Source organism: Ramlibacter sp., assembly GCF_035655895.1.
Classification (GTDB): domain Bacteria; phylum Pseudomonadota; class Gammaproteobacteria; order Burkholderiales; family Burkholderiaceae_C; genus Ramlibacter.
Window position 1 is genome coordinate 1 of the sequence record NZ_DASRTN010000004.1, and the last position, 13,424, is coordinate 13,424.

Sequence of the window (13,424 nt, forward strand, 5' to 3'; positions counted from 1 at the left end):
GGCAGTCCACGTGGGCGTAGTGGCGGTTGGCCGTCTCGTACTCCACGTGCGCGGTGTTGATCGTGATGCCGCGCGCCTTTTCTTCCGGAGCCGCGTCGATCTGGTCGTAGGCCTTGGCTTCGCCGCCGAACTTGGTCGACAGCACCGTCGTGATGGCCGCCGTCAGCGTGGTCTTGCCATGGTCCACGTGACCGATCGTGCCCACGTTCACGTGCGGCTTGGTGCGCTCGAATTTACCTTTTGCCATTTTTTCGCCTTCCGAAAAAAGAACTGACGATCACTTCAAGTACTGGTGCCCTTGGCGGGAATCGGACCCGCGACCTCTCCCTTACCAAGGGAGTGCTCTACCACTGAGCCACAAGGGCGAAATTCTTTCGCCGGCACAACGACGACCAACTGGAGCGGGTGGCGGGAATCGAACCCGCGTCATTAGCTTGGAAGGCTAAGGTTCTACCATTGAACTACACCCGCATCGGGCGCAATTCACGAGCCCCTGGCGGACCCGCCGGCACCACGGCCGACGAGCTTCCCTTCAGCTACCACTCAATCGTCTCGTACACATTCGCCGACCTCCGACAAGGAGGCTGGTGGAGGAGGCTGGATTCGAACCAGCGTAGGCGTAAGCCAACAGATTTACAGTCTGCCCCCTTTAGCCACTCGGGCACCCCTCCGGCGAACCTCGAAATATACCATCGTTTGGCGACCCTAGCGCGTCCTTGCACCACGAACGCACCGGATCGTGTCACGACGGCCCCGCAGAATCCCCCCGCATGGAACTTGCAACCCGGCCCGGCATGCACACGCTCAACCTGGCCCTGCAGGGCGGCGGCTCCCACGGCGCCTTCACCTGGGGCGTGCTCGACGCGCTGCTCGACGACGGACGCATCGGGCTGGAAGGCCTGAGCGGCACCAGTGCCGGCGCGCTCAACGCAGTGGTCCTGGCCAGCGGCTACGCCCGGGCTGCCGCTGCGGGGCGCGACCCGCGCGAGGGTGCGCGCGAGGCGCTGGCCCGGCTGTGGGACCAGGTCGGCGCCTGGGATGCGCTGGGCGCCTGGCAGCGGCAATGGACGCGCCTGCTGTGGGGCGGCATGGCCCCGGAGTTCGCCAGTGGCGACTGGCTGGTGCGCGCGGCGCACCAGGCGGTGTCGCCGTACCACGCCAATCCGCTCGGGCTGAACCCGCTGCGCGACCTGCTGCACGAGCAGGTGGACTTCGCGGCGATCGCGCGCGGCCCCTTGAAGGTGTTCGTCTCGGCCACGCACGTGGCGACCGGCCGCGCCGTGATCTTCACCGGCCAGCAGCTGCACGCCGATGCGGTGATGGCCTCGGCCTGCCTGCCGATGCTGTTCCAGGCGGTCGAGATCGACGGGCAGGCGTACTGGGACGGTGGCTATTGCGCCAATCCGGCCCTCACCCCCCTCATCCGCCAATGCGGCAGCGCCGACCTGATGCTGGTGCAGATCAATCCGCTGGAGGTCGACGGCACGCCGAAGACCTCGGCCGAGATCCTCAACCGCATCAACGAGCTCACCTTCAACGCCAGCCTGCTCACGCAGATGCGCACCATCGAGTTCATCAACGCGTTGATCGTCCGCGGCGAGCTGCGCGACACCACCTGCAAGCTGGTGCGCATGCACCGCATCGACGCCGGCGAAGCGATCCGCACCTATCCGAGCTCCACCCGCACCTCGACCGACGCGGCCATGCTGCGGGCCCTGTTCGGCATGGGCCAGGCCGCTGCCCGCCAATGGCTCGCGCGCCATGCCGACGCGCTCGGCCAGCGCGGCACCATCGACATCCGCAGCGACGACCTGGACGACGCGCGCCTGGCGGTGCCCCGCGCAGCTCCGGACCGCAGCCTGTGGCGTCCGTGGCTGGCGCGCCTGCTGGGGCGGCGCCGTTAGACGAAGAAACCTGGGTGGCCGCGCCCGGCGAGCCACTGGCGAGCCTGGGCGAAGTGGCCGCAGCCGAGGAATGGCACGGGTGGCCGGGCGGCCGACAGCGGGGAGGGATGGTTGGCCTGCAGCACGAGGATCTCACGCCCCTGCGCGGCGGCGGTGTCCTCGATCAGCCGGGCCTTGGCCTGCGCGTGCGCGCCCCACAGCAGGTAGACGCAAGGGGACGCCCTGGCCGCCACTTCGGCCAGCAGCATGTCGGTCAGCGCCTCCCAGCCCTTGCGCGCATGGCTGCCGGCCTGCCCGTCCTCGACCGTGAGGCTGGCGTTGAGCAGCAGGACGCCCTGCTGGGCCCAGTGCAGCAGGGAACCGCTGGGCGGCAGCGGACGGTCCGTGCCGCAACCCAGTTCCTTGAAGATGTTGCGCAGCGACGGCGGCAGCCTGACACCGGCCGGCACCGAGAACGCCAGCCCTTCGGCCTGCCCGGGCCCGTGGTACGGATCCTGGCCGAGGATGACCGCGCGGACCGCCGCCAGCGGCGTGGTCTCGAGCGCGCGCAGGGGTCGTGGCGGATAGATGACGGCGCCCTGCGCCAGCCGCTCGCGCAGGAAGGCGGTCAGTGCCTGCCCGGCCGGCGCCGCGAAGAACCGGTCGACCACCGGCTGCCAGCCCGCGGCCAGGCCGCCCGTGGGAGGGTCCCAGCGCGCGAGCTTCGGTGGGTCAGCGGCGCCCAGCGGCAGGCTGGCCTGGCCCATCCGCCTCAGCTCCCGAACAGCGCCGCGAGTGCCTCGCCGGGGTCCGGGGCGCGCATGAACGCCTCGCCGACGAGGAACGCGTGCACCCCGGCATCGCGCATGCGCCGCACGTCCTGCGGACCCAGGATGCCCGATTCAGTGACCAGCAGGCGGTCGGGCGGCACGTCCTGCAGCATGCCCAGGGTGGTGTCCAGCGTGACCTCGAAGGTGCGCAGGTTGCGGTTGTTGATGCCCACCAGCGGCGTCCTGAGCTTCAGTGCGCGCTGCAGTTCCTGCGCGTCGTGCACCTCGACCAGCACCGCCATGTCCAGACTCCGCGCGATCGCCTCGAGCTCGGCCATCCGGGCGTCGTCCAGGCAGGCGGCGATCAGCAGGATGCAGTCGGCGCCCATCGCGCGCGATTCGTACACCTGGTAGGGATCGACCAGGAAATCCTTGCGCAGCACCGGCAGGTCGCACGAGGCCCGCGCCTGTTTCAGGTAGTCGGGCTGCCCCTGGAAGAACTGCCGGTCGGTCAGCACCGACAGGCATGCGGCGCCATGCTCCGCGTAGCTCTGCGCGATGTCGGCCGGAATGAAATCCTGCCGCAGCACGCCCTTGCTGGGACTGGCCTTCTTGACCTCGGCAATCACCGCGCTGCGGCCGGACGCGATCCTGGCGCGCAAGGCGCCGACGAAATCGCGCGTCAGCACACGGCTCTCGGCGTCGAACCGGATCGCCTCGAGCGACACCTTCTTCTTCGCGGCGGCGATCTCCTCGCGCTTGACCGCGACGATCTTCTCCAGGATGTCGGCCATCGTTCAGCCCGCCAGCCGGGTGGACAGCGCCACCAGCCCATCCAGCCGCGCCCTGGCAGCACCAGAGGCGATAGCGTCGCGCGCCCGCTCGATGCCCGAGTGGATGCTGTCCACGACGTTCGCGGCGTACAGCGCGGCGGCCGCGTTCAGCACCACGATGTCGCGGGCCGGTCCCGGCTGGTTGTCCAGCACCGACAGCAGCATCGCCTTGGACTGCTCGGCCGTCTCGACCTTGAGCGCGCGGTTGCTGGCCATCGGCAGCCCGAAGTCCTCGGGGTGGATCTCGTACTCCCGCACATGGCCGTCCTTCAGCTCGCCGACCAGGGTGGCCGCGCCGAGGCTGACCTCGTCCATTCCGTCGCGCCCGTACACGACCAGCGCGTGCTCGGCCCCCAGCCGCTGAAGCGCACGCACCTGGATGCCCACCAGGTCCGGATGGAAGACGCCCATCAGGATGTTCGGCGCGCCAGCCGGGTTCGTCAGCGGGCCGAGGATGTTGAAGATGGTGCGCACGCCGAGCTCCTTGCGCACGGGGGCGACGTTCTTCATGGCGGGATGGTGGTTCGGCGCGAACATGAAGCCGATGCCCACCTCCTGCACGCACCGGGCGATCGCCTCCGGCGACAGGTTCAGGTTCAGGCCCAGGCTCTCGAGCACGTCGGCGCTGCCGGACTTGCTGCTGACGCTGCGGCCGCCGTGCTTGCTGACCTTCGCACCGGCCGCCGCGGCGACGAACATCGCGCAGGTCGAGATGTTGAAGGTGTGCGAACCATCCCCGCCGGTTCCCACGATGTCGACCAGGTGGCGCTTGTCGGCGATGTGCACCTTGGTGGAGAACTCGCGCATCACCTCGGCCGCCGCGGTGATCTCGCCGATGGTCTCCTTCTTCACGCGAAGGCCCGTGATCAGCGCGGCCGTCATCACCGGCGACAGCTCGCCGCTCATGATCAGCCGCACGATCTTCAGCATCTCGTCATGGAAGATCTCGCGGTGCTCGATGGTGCGCTGGAGCGCCTCCTGCGGGGTGATGGGCATGGGCTTCTCCTCGGTTCTCAACGGGTCGGATTGTCGGACAGCGCCAGCCGCAGCCCGAACGCGATGAACATCGCGCCGGCCACGTGGTCCAGCCGGCGCAAGCCGCGCTGCACGGCGTCGCGGCGTGCCATCCACGCCGCCGCGAGCGCCCAGCCCGTGTTCACCGGAATGCTGTTGACGTTGAAAAGAGCGCCGAGCAGCACGAACGACAGGGTCTTGTCGGCCGCATCAGCGGGAATGAATTGCGGCACGAACGCCAGGAAGAAGATCGCGACCTTCGGGTTCAGGACGTTGGTCCAGAAGCCACCCAGGAACACGCTGCCCAGGCCCACCGGCGGCGCGTCCCCGGCGACCCCGTCCAGGGCGCCCGGCGCCGCTGCCCGGGACAGCAGCAGCTTCAGCCCGACCCACAGGAGGTAGACCGCGCCGAGCCAGCGCAGCGCCTCGAACGCCAGCGCGGAGGTCGCGAGCAGCGCGCCCAGCCCGAGCGCGGCGGCGACCACGTGCACGCAGCAGCCGGCCGTGATGCCCAGGCCGCCCACGACGCCGGCGCGAACGCCCGAGCGCAGCGACTGGTTGACGATGTACAGGACGTCGGGGCCGGGCGTGAGGTTCAACAGCCAGCCGGCGGCGACGAACAGCAGCAGGTGGTGCAGGTCGGGCATGGAGTTCAGGCGCGCAGGAACGCGCGGATCGCCGCGACCGCGCGGTCGATGCCCGCGTCGTCGACATCCAGGTGCGTGACGAAGCGCAGCCGGTACAGGCCGGTCGCGAGAATGCCCTCGGCCCGCAGCGTGTCCAGCAGGTCGCCCGAACGCTCGCGCGCGGGACCGGTGAGATCGACGAACACGATGTTGGTCTGCGGCGGTTCGACCCGCAGACCATCGAGGCCCTCGAGGCCCTGCGCCAGGCGACGCGCCAGGGCATGGTCCTGCGCCAGCCGCTCGATGTGGTGGTCGAGCGCATGGTTGGCCGCGGCTGCCAGCAGCCCGGCCTGGCGCATCGCGCCGCCGGCCATCTTGCGGATCCGGCGAGCCCGGGCGATCAGCTCGCGCGAGCCGCACAGGGCCGAGCCCGCCGGCGTCCCCAGCCCCTTGCTGAAGCACACCGAGACGCTGTCGAAGTGGCTGGCGATCCGGCGGGCCTCGGCACGCGGGTCGGCGCCGCTCGCCTGCGCCTGCGCGATGGCCGCGTTGAACAAGCGGGCGCCGTCCAGATGCCGGGCCAGGCCGTGCCGACGGGCGAGCGCCGTGGCCTGCTCCAGCCAGTCCATCGGCATCAGCTTGCCGCCCAGCGTGTTCTCCAGCGCCAGCAGCCGACTGCGCGCGAAATGCGGGTCGTCCGGCTTGATCGCGGCTTCGATCGCAGACAGCGCGAGCGTGCCGTCCGCTTGGTGCTCCAGCGGCTGCGGCTGCACGCTGCCGAACACCGCGGCGCCGCCGCCTTCCCAGCGGTAGCAATGCTGCTGCTGGCCGACGATGTACTCGTCGCCGCGCTGGCAGTGGGCGAGCACGGCGCACAGGTTGCCCTGCGTCCCGGTCGGCACGAACAGGGCGGCCTCGAATCCGAGCAGGTCGGCGATCCGCTCCTGCAGCGCGTTCACGCTGGGATCGTCGCCGAAGACGTCGTCGCCGAGCGGGGCGGCCAGCATCGCCTCGCGCATGGCGGCCGTCGGCCGGGTGACGGTGTCGCTGCGCAGGTCGATGACGGTGCCCATGTCAGGCCTGCTGGTCGAGGAAGTTCTTCAGCATGGCGTGGCCATGCTCGGTGAGGATGGACTCGGGATGGAACTGCACCCCCTGGATCGGCAGTTCGCGGTGCCGCACGCCCATGATCTCGCCGTCGTCGGTCCAGGCGGTGGGCTGCAGCTGCGCGGGGCAGGTGTCGCGCTCGATGGCCAGGGAGTGGTAGCGGTTCACGGTGAACCGCTCGGGCAGGCCGGCGAACACGCCCTGCCGCGTGGTGGAGATCTCGCTGACCTTTCCGTGCATCAATTGCTGCGCCCGGATGATGCGGCCGCCGAAGGCGGCCCCGATGCTCTGGTGCCCCAGGCACACGCCGAGGATCGGCAGCTTGCCGGCGAAGTGGCGGATCGCCTCGACCGAGATCCCGGCCTCGGCCGGCGAGCACGGGCCGGGCGAGATCACCAGCCGGTCGGGCGCGCGCTGCGCGATGCCCTCGACCGTGATCTCGTCGTTGCGGAACACCTCGACCTGCGCCCCGAGCTCGCCGAAGTACTGCACCAGGTTGTAGGTGAAGCTGTCGTAGTTGTCGACCATCAGCAGTTTCATCGCGTCCCCTCGCTGGTCGCTTGCTCGGCTGCGCGCAGGCCGGAGGCAAGGCGCGCGCCGAGTTCCCGGGCAGTGGTGTTCATTCCAGCCCCTCCTCGACCAGTTCCGACGCGCGCAGCAGGGCGCGCGCCTTGGCCTCGGTCTCCTTCCATTCGAGCTCGGGCACGGAATCGGCCACGACCCCGGCAGCCGCCTGGACGTACAGCATCTGGTCCTTGACGATGCCGGTGCGGATGGCGATCGCGACGTCCATGTCCCCTGCATAGCTGAGGTACCCGCAGGCGCCGCCGTACAGGCCCCGCTTGCTCGGCTCCAGGCGGTCGATCAGTTCCATGGCGTGCACCTTCGGCGCACCGGTCAGGGTGCCGGCCGGGAATGTCGCCTTCAGCACGTCGATGCTGCTCATGCCGTCGTTCAGCAGGCCCTCGACGTTGCTCACGATGTGCATCACGTGGCTGTAGCGCTCGACCGCGAACGCCTCGGTCACCTTCACGCTGCCGGTCTTGGCGATGCGGCCGATGTCGTTGCGGGCCAGGTCGATCAGCATCACGTGCTCGGCGCGCTCCTTGGGATCGCTCACCAGCTCCTGCTCCACGGCCTTGTCGATCTCCGGCGTGGCGCCGCGCGGGCGCGTGCCGGCCAGGGGACGGATCGTGACCTTCTGGCCTTCCGGCGTCTGTTCCTGCCGCACCAGGATCTCGGGCGAGGCACCCACGACCTGGAACTCGCCGAAGTCGTAGTAGTACATGTAGGGGCTCGGATTGAGCGACCGCAACGCGCGGTACAGCGACAGCGGCGACTCGGTGTAGCGCTTCTTGATGCGCTGGCCCACCTGGACCTGCATGAAGTCGCCCGCCGCGATCAGCTCCTTGGCCTGGTCGACCGCGCGCAGGTAGTCGGCCTTGGCGAACTCGCGCTCGGCCGGGAAGGTCTGCGTCTGGCGCACCGTCGGCGCGCTCACCGAGTATTTCAGCTGCTCCTTCAGTTCGCGCAGCCGCTTCTTGCCGCTGGCGTAGGCCTCCGGCCGCGCCGGATCGGCATAGACGATCAGGTACAGCTTGCCCGACAGGTTGTCGATGACCGCGAGTTCCTCGCACTGCAGCAGCAGGATGTCGGGGCAGCCCAGGGTGTCGGGGGGGCAGCTGTTCTCCAGCTTCTTCTCGATGTGGCGCACGACGTCATAGCCGAAGTACCCGGCCAGCCCGCCGCAAAACCGGGGAAGGCCTGGCCGCAGTGCCACCTTGAAGCGCTTCTGGTAGGCCTCGATGAAGTCCAGCGGATTGCCGCGCACCCGCTCGACGACGTCGCCCTCAGTGACCACTTCCGTCACCGCATCCGCGCCGAAGCCGCTGGCCTGCAGCAGCGTGCGCGCCGGCAGGCCGATGAAGCTGTAGCGGCCGAAGCGTTCGCCGCCGACCACGGATTCCAGCAGGAAGCTGTGGCGGCCCGTGCCCTTGCCGTGCGCCAGCTTCAGGTAGAGCGACAGGGGGGTTTCCAGGTCCGCAAAGGCTTCCGCAATCAAGGGGATGCGGTTGAAGCCCTGCAGTGCCAGGCTCTTGAATTCGAGTTCGGTGATCAAGGGTGAGCCTCCACAAGCTCGCGCGGCCGGGGCCGCCATCCATCGGGGGTGCCCCGGGAGCCGGGGCGCGGGGCACGGGCAGCCCCGTGCGGATCAGGAACGCACGTTGTCAGGCTTGCGCCAGGGCCAGGCTCCCCGGTCCGAGCAACCTGTGATGGTGGTGCGGTGGATGAACATCGAGACGAGTGTAGCAAACGAGGCCAGCGGTCCTGCACGCCCCACCTGCGCGGGTGCCGGGCGCGAAAACCCCGATGCCGGGCTTGTAGCAAGTCGTAACATCGGGCCCTGACGAACGTTCGTTCTTTTTGTGGCGAGGAGAAAAGGATGCCGGGAACACGACTGAAATGGATGGCTTGCGCGGCGGCGTTCGCCACGCTGGCCGCGGGTGCAGAGCCGGTGGTGGTGTCGGGTGTGAAGTACGACGACACCTACGACATCCGCGGAACCAGGCTGCAGCTCAACGGCGCGGGGGTGCGCTACAAGGCCGTGTTCAAGGTGTACACGGCCGGGTTGTACCTGCCGAAGAAGGCCGGCACGCCGGACGAGGTGCTCGCGATGCCCGGGCCGCGTCGCATCAGCATCACCATGTTGCGCGACATCGACTCCGCCGAGCTGGGCAAGCTGTTCACCCGCGGGATGGAAGACAACATGGACAAGGCCGCGTTCATGAAACTGATCCCCGGTGTCATGCGCATGAGCCAGATCTTCAGCGACAACAAGCGCCTGAACGCCGGCGACAGCTTCGCGATCGACTGGGTCCCCGGGGTCGGCGCGGTCCTCACCCTGCGGGGTGTCCAGCAGGGCGAGCCATTCAAGGAGCCCGAGTTCTTCACGGCCCTGATGCGCATCTGGCTCGGCCCCGTGCCGGCGGACTGGAAGCTCAAGGAAGCGCTGCTCGGCAAAGCGGGCGCCTGAAGCGGCCCAAGTCGCCGGCCGCCTTGGCGACCTGGCGGCTTAGCGGGGCAGCAGCACGTCGGCCAGCGAAGCCACGAAACCGTCGGCGTCGACGGCCCGCACCGGCTCGCCGTGGTTGTAGCCGTAGGTCACCAGCACCACCGGGCAACCGGCCGCCCGCGCGGCCGCCGCGTCGTTGCTCGAATCGCCCAGCATCAGCGTCCGTGCCGGCGCGCTGCCCAGCGCCCGGCAGGTTTCCAGCAGGGGCTGGGGGTGGGGCTTCTTGCGCTCGAAGGCGTCACCGCCGAACACCAGCGGGAAATACCCGGCCAGCGCCTTGGCCGCCAGCAGGTCGCGGGCGAAGGCGGTCGGCTTGTTGGTCACGCACGCGAGCCGCAGCCCGGCGCCCTGCAGCAGGTCCAGTCCCTCGCGCACGCCGGGGTACACCTCGGCGTGGCGGCCATTGATCGCGCGGTAGTGCCGCTGGTAGGCCGCCCAGGCCCGCTCGTACAGCCTCTCGTCGGCGCCCACGTGCTGCAGGGCCGAGCGGATCAGGTGCTCGGACCCCTTGCCCACCATGTGCTCGACGGCACTGCGCGGCACGCGCGCCAGCTGCAACTCGGCATGGACAGCATCGAGCGCTGCGCAAAAGTCGCCCAGCGTGTCGACGAGGGTTCCGTCAAGGTCGACGATCGCAGCCTGGAGATCGGGGGGAACGGTCATCGCGCGAGTGTGCAACACCCGCGCGGGCCGGCAGTGGCACGGCGGCCGCCTCCCGCCATGCCGACGGGCTCGCCCGGAGTCGTCAGCCGGCGCGAGCGGCCGCCAGCCGACGCGCCGGCGGCCTCACGGCTTGCCGCGCGCCTGCCCGGCCGCAGGCGTGCCCGGTGAGCGCCCGCCGCCGCTGGCCTGCCCGCCCTTGCGGCCGGCTTCGCGCGCCTCCTGCGAATTGAACTCGTGCGCCGTGCCCTTCTCGTGGGCGGCCTTGCCCCCCTTGCTGCCGGCTTCGCGGGCCTCTTGCGAGTTGAATTCGTGCGCCGTTCCCTTCTCGTGGGCGGCCTTCCCGCCCTGGCTGGCGATCTCGCGCTGGCGCCCGGGATCCATGGAGGCGAAGCCGCGCTGCGACGTGCCGCCCGCGTTGCCCGCGCCCTGCTTGCCCTGCTTGTTCGATGCCATGGTCTGATCTCCTGTCGGGATTGGCGACCGGCACCGTGCCGGCCACGACCGGATTGAACGGCCGGGGCGCGCACGGTCGGGTCGGCATTCGGACCCGACAGCAGTAGGAGCAGGCTGCTGTCGCGTTGGAGCTGCCGACGCTAGGCCGGCACGGCGTCGAGCCGGGCACGCGACCAGTGGCGGTGCTTGCCGATGGCGGCAACGAAGCCCTGCGCCAGCGGGACGCGCGTGCTCGGGTCACCGTTGCCGATCAGCACGCCGGCCGGTGGCTCGGCATCCGGGTCGAGTCCCGCGCCGCGCAGCAGCTCCGCGCCGGCGCCGATCAGGCAGATCGCCTTGCAGTGGCGGTAGGCCTCCAGCACGAAGTGCACCGCGTCGCCGTTGGCGCACAGCGCCTGCGCGTGCGTGGCCCCGCCGGGCACCAGCACGGCATCGAACTGGATCGACGAGGTGTTCAGGAAGCTGTGGTCCACCGCGAGCTGCTGGCCGGACGAGGTGGAGACGACGCCCAGGTGGGCGGCGACGATGCGCGTGACGGCTCCGGCATCGGCCAGCGCCTGCTGGATGATCTTGAGGGCGCCGATCTCGACGCCGGCGGCCACCAGCACGGCGACCCGGCGGGTGGCGATGCTGCCGCCCATGCATTCCATGCTGAGCGACGGCGAGGCCTCGATCGGCAGCTTGGCGCGTGCCTCCCGGAAGCCCGCGCGGCCCGCCGCGGCCCGCGGGTCGGGCGGCGCGATCGCCAGCGGCTCGGCCACCTTCCTGGCGAGTTTGGGGTCGACGTGCGCCAGCGTGTCCACCACCCGCTGGCGGATCGCCGCGGTCTCCACCCGGGACAGCTCGTACTGGAAGGCCGCCACGATGTGCTCCTTCTCGGCGGCGCTCTGGCTGTTCCAGAACAGGGTGGCCTGGCTGAAGTGGTCGTCGAAACTGGGGCTGCGGCGGCGCACCTTGGGCGATTCCATCTCCTCGGGGTACGACTGGAAGCCCTGCTGGGCGCCGTCGACGCGGAACTCGGAGCCGCTGGCCAGGGAGTTGGGCTCGTAGCTGACCTGGCCGCGCGGCACCATCATGCGGTGCATGCCGTCACGCGAGTAGTTGTGGAAGGGGCACACGCTGCGGTTGACCGGCAGCTCGTGGAAGTTGGGCCCGCCCAGCCGCGACAGCTGCGTGTCCGTGTACGAGAACAGCCGCCCCTGCAGCAGCGGGTCGGCGCTGAAATCGATGCCCGGCACCAGGTGGCCGGGATGAAAGGCAACCTGCTCGGTCTCGCTGAAATAGTTGTCCGGATTGCGGTTGAGCACGAGCTTGCCGACCAGCTGCACCGGCACCAGCTCCTCGGGGATGAGCTTAGTGGGATCCAGGAGGTCGAACCCGAGCGCGGCCGCCTTGCCCTCCTCCACCAGCTGCAGCCCCAGCTCCCATTCGGGACAGTGGCCGCGGGCGATCGACTCCCAGAGATCGCGCCGATGGAAGTCGGGGTCCTTGCCGGCCAACTTCTGCGCCTCGTCCCAGGCCAGCGCGTGCTTGCCCAGCTTGGGGCGCCAGTGGAACTTGACGAAGTGCGACACGCCGTGCGCATTGATGAACCGGAAGGTGTGGACGCCGAAGCCTTCCATCATCCGCAGGCTGCGCGGCAGCGCGCGATCGGACATCAGCCACATCAGCGCATGCGTGCTCTCGGGCATCAGCGAGACGAAGTCCCAGAAGGTGTCGTGCGCGCTGGAGGCCTGCGGCATGCCGTGGTGGGGCTCCGGCTTCAATGCGTGGATCAGGTCGGGGAACTTCATCGCGTCCTGGATGAAGAACACGGGCATGCTGGCGCCGACCAGGTCGTAGTTGCCTTCCCGGGTGTAGAACTTGACCGCGAAGCCGCGCAGGTCGCGCACCGTGTCGGCCGATCCGCGCTCGCCGGCGACGGTGGAGAAGCGCACGAACACCGGCGTACGGAGGCCGTCCTCCTGCAGGAAGTCGGCTTTCGTGTACTGGCCCAGCGAGCGGTAGAGCTCGAAGTACCCGTGCGCGCCCGCACCGCGCGCGTGGACGACGCGCTCGGGGATCCGCTCGTGGTCGAAGTGGGTCAGCTTCTCGAGGAGGATGAAATCCTCCAGCAGCGTCGGGCCGCGCAGGCCGGCACGCAGGGAGTTGTGGTTGTCCGGGATCACCACGCCCTGGCTGGTGGTGAGGACGTTGTCCGGACCCTGGCCGAAGCTCTCCAGCTGCTTCTGCTTGGCCGAGGCGGGTTCGCCGGCCTTCGGTCTGCGCGAGGCGTCCGGTCTGGACTGGGGCATGGATGCTCCTGGTGGCCGCTGCCCTGCGGGCGCGTGCCGGTTCTTGTTCGGCTCAGGGCTCGAGGTCGAGCGCCGCCTCGATGGTGTTGACCACCACGGTCAGGGCGAACGCTCCGGCCCCCGAGGCGGCGCACCAGACCAGCCAGTCCGGCACGGCGGTGATCATGTCCATGGCAACGCTCCCTTCCGGTGACGACCTCGATTCGAGACGACCAGCTTACGTAGCTCATGGGCAATGCCCCGTAGCCGATGGGCCGGAGCGTTTGTCCGCCGGGGCTGGCACCCGTTGTAGGACATCTCCCACGCCAAGGCTCTGCCAGCCAGGAACGCCGCGCGTCGCTGTCCTACCCGCGTCCCCCGGGGGCGCCGCGACGATGGACGCACTGGAAAGGATTGGACGATGCGTGAACGGATGACCAACCCGCCGGAGCCGGGCACGGGCGGCGAGCAGCCCTCGGCCCGGGACAACAACACCCGGATGGAACAGGGCGAGAACCAGCACGAGGTGCCGCGGATGCCCTATGAGCGCGACGAGTCGGTCGACAGCCAGCCGGAGCAGGAGCCCTCGATGCGCCGCGTGGCCAAGGCGGGCCAGGCCGACGCCGAGCACGGCGTCACCGACACCAGCAAGGGCGCCGAACTGGACGCCACTTACGACAAGCTGCGCGAGGACCTGCCCGACGGCGAGAAGACGTTCAGGCCCTGACG

At 69.6% G+C, this 13,424-nt stretch carries 14 protein-coding genes and 3 tRNA genes; 3 read left to right on the forward strand and 14 right to left on the reverse strand.

Going from position 1 to position 13,424, the window contains the following annotated elements; all coding sequences use genetic code 11:
- The 4 genes from VFE82_RS01940 to VFE82_RS01955 all read right to left on the reverse strand — a co-directional run.
- Positions 1–247, reverse strand: a 247-nt coding sequence (locus VFE82_RS01940) for a GTP-binding protein (protein WP_324998336.1), incomplete at its 3' end; no start/stop codon positions are given.
- A gap of 43 nt (positions 248–290) precedes the next feature.
- Positions 291–365: transfer RNA gene (locus VFE82_RS01945), tRNA-Thr, on the reverse strand.
- Between the two features lie 32 nt (positions 366–397).
- Positions 398–471, reverse strand: a tRNA-Gly gene (locus VFE82_RS01950).
- Positions 472–585: 114 nt separating this feature from the next.
- Positions 586–671, reverse strand: a tRNA-Tyr gene (locus VFE82_RS01955).
- A 99-nt stretch (positions 672–770) separates the two neighbouring features.
- Here VFE82_RS01955 and VFE82_RS01960 point away from each other — a divergent pair.
- A complete protein-coding gene (locus VFE82_RS01960) occupies positions 771–1,904 on the forward strand; it encodes a patatin-like phospholipase family protein (protein ID WP_324998550.1) in 1,134 nt (377 codons plus the stop codon).
- Here the strand turns inward: VFE82_RS01960 and VFE82_RS01965 are convergent.
- The 7 genes from VFE82_RS01965 to trpE form a co-directional block, all read right to left on the reverse strand.
- On the reverse strand, positions 1,901–2,650 hold the full coding sequence (locus VFE82_RS01965) for a uracil-DNA glycosylase (RefSeq protein WP_324998551.1): 750 nt from the start codon (positions 2,648–2,650) through the stop codon (positions 1,901–1,903). The genes VFE82_RS01960 and VFE82_RS01965 overlap by 4 nt on opposite strands.
- Positions 2,651–2,655: 5 nt before the next feature.
- Complete coding sequence (gene trpC, locus VFE82_RS01970) at positions 2,656–3,447, reverse strand: indole-3-glycerol phosphate synthase TrpC (protein ID WP_324998552.1); 792 nt, start codon at positions 3,445–3,447, stop codon at positions 2,656–2,658.
- A gap of 3 nt (positions 3,448–3,450) precedes the next feature.
- The gene (gene trpD, locus VFE82_RS01975) at positions 3,451–4,482 is read right to left on the reverse strand and encodes an anthranilate phosphoribosyltransferase (RefSeq protein WP_324998553.1); all 1,032 of its coding nucleotides are present in this window, start codon (positions 4,480–4,482) and stop codon (positions 3,451–3,453) included.
- Positions 4,483–4,499: 17 nt separating this feature from the next.
- Positions 4,500–5,147, reverse strand: a complete 648-nt coding sequence (locus tag VFE82_RS01980) for a LysE family translocator (protein WP_324998554.1) — start codon at positions 5,145–5,147, stop codon at positions 4,500–4,502.
- A gap of 5 nt (positions 5,148–5,152) precedes the next feature.
- Positions 5,153–6,199 carry a low-specificity L-threonine aldolase gene (ltaE, locus tag VFE82_RS01985; protein ID WP_324998555.1) on the reverse strand — a complete coding sequence of 349 codons (1,047 nt, stop codon included), beginning with the start codon at positions 6,197–6,199 and terminating at the stop codon, positions 5,153–5,155.
- Position 6,200: 1 nt separating this feature from the next.
- The gene (locus VFE82_RS01990; protein ID WP_324998556.1) at positions 6,201–6,773 is read right to left on the reverse strand and encodes an aminodeoxychorismate/anthranilate synthase component II; all 573 of its coding nucleotides are present in this window, start codon (positions 6,771–6,773) and stop codon (positions 6,201–6,203) included.
- Between the two features lie 79 nt (positions 6,774–6,852).
- A complete protein-coding gene (trpE, locus tag VFE82_RS01995; protein ID WP_324998557.1) occupies positions 6,853–8,352 on the reverse strand; it encodes an anthranilate synthase component I in 1,500 nt (499 codons plus the stop codon).
- Positions 8,353–8,676: 324 nt separating this feature from the next.
- Between trpE and VFE82_RS02000 the strand changes: the two genes are divergently transcribed.
- Positions 8,677–9,267, forward strand: a complete 591-nt coding sequence (locus VFE82_RS02000) for a chalcone isomerase family protein (RefSeq protein ID WP_324998558.1) — start codon at positions 8,677–8,679, stop codon at positions 9,265–9,267.
- A gap of 39 nt (positions 9,268–9,306) precedes the next feature.
- On the opposite strand, the gene gph is transcribed toward VFE82_RS02000, so the two are convergent.
- From gph to VFE82_RS02015, 3 genes are all read right to left on the reverse strand, one after another.
- Complete coding sequence (gene gph, locus VFE82_RS02005) at positions 9,307–9,969, reverse strand: phosphoglycolate phosphatase (RefSeq protein WP_324998559.1); 663 nt, start codon at positions 9,967–9,969, stop codon at positions 9,307–9,309.
- 123 nt (positions 9,970–10,092) lie between these two features.
- Complete coding sequence (locus tag VFE82_RS02010) at positions 10,093–10,422, reverse strand: KGG domain-containing protein (RefSeq protein ID WP_324998560.1); 330 nt, start codon at positions 10,420–10,422, stop codon at positions 10,093–10,095.
- 140 nt (positions 10,423–10,562) lie between these two features.
- A complete protein-coding gene (locus VFE82_RS02015; protein ID WP_324998561.1) occupies positions 10,563–12,716 on the reverse strand; it encodes a catalase in 2,154 nt (717 codons plus the stop codon).
- A gap of 400 nt (positions 12,717–13,116) precedes the next feature.
- Here VFE82_RS02015 and VFE82_RS02020 point away from each other — a divergent pair, with 400 nt between their 5' ends.
- A complete protein-coding gene (locus VFE82_RS02020) occupies positions 13,117–13,422 on the forward strand; it encodes a hypothetical protein (RefSeq protein ID WP_324998562.1) in 306 nt (101 codons plus the stop codon).
- Positions 13,423–13,424 lie beyond the last annotated feature (2 nt).

Excerpts from the sequence above, each read along its gene's own strand:
- VFE82_RS01960 (WP_324998550.1), top strand. The coding sequence starts at position 771 with ATGGAACTTGCAACCCGGCCCGGCATGCACACGCTCAACCTGGCCCTG.
- VFE82_RS01965 (WP_324998551.1), bottom strand. The coding sequence starts at position 2,650 with ATGGGCCAGGCCAGCCTGCCGCTGGGCGCCGCTGACCCACCGAAGCTC.
- trpC (WP_324998552.1), bottom strand. The coding sequence starts at position 3,447 with ATGGCCGACATCCTGGAGAAGATCGTCGCGGTCAAGCGCGAGGAGATC.
- trpD (WP_324998553.1), bottom strand. The coding sequence starts at position 4,482 with ATGCCCATCACCCCGCAGGAGGCGCTCCAGCGCACCATCGAGCACCGC.
- VFE82_RS01980 (WP_324998554.1), bottom strand. The coding sequence starts at position 5,147 with ATGCCCGACCTGCACCACCTGCTGCTGTTCGTCGCCGCCGGCTGGCTG.
- ltaE (WP_324998555.1), bottom strand. The coding sequence starts at position 6,199 with ATGGGCACCGTCATCGACCTGCGCAGCGACACCGTCACCCGGCCGACG.
- VFE82_RS01990 (WP_324998556.1), bottom strand. The coding sequence starts at position 6,773 with ATGAAACTGCTGATGGTCGACAACTACGACAGCTTCACCTACAACCTG.
- VFE82_RS02000 (WP_324998558.1), top strand. The coding sequence starts at position 8,677 with ATGCCGGGAACACGACTGAAATGGATGGCTTGCGCGGCGGCGTTCGCC.
- gph (WP_324998559.1), bottom strand. The coding sequence starts at position 9,969 with ATGACCGTTCCCCCCGATCTCCAGGCTGCGATCGTCGACCTTGACGGA.
- VFE82_RS02010 (WP_324998560.1), bottom strand. The coding sequence starts at position 10,422 with ATGGCATCGAACAAGCAGGGCAAGCAGGGCGCGGGCAACGCGGGCGGC.
- VFE82_RS02015 (WP_324998561.1), bottom strand. The coding sequence starts at position 12,716 with ATGCCCCAGTCCAGACCGGACGCCTCGCGCAGACCGAAGGCCGGCGAA.
- VFE82_RS02020 (WP_324998562.1), top strand. The coding sequence starts at position 13,117 with ATGCGTGAACGGATGACCAACCCGCCGGAGCCGGGCACGGGCGGCGAG.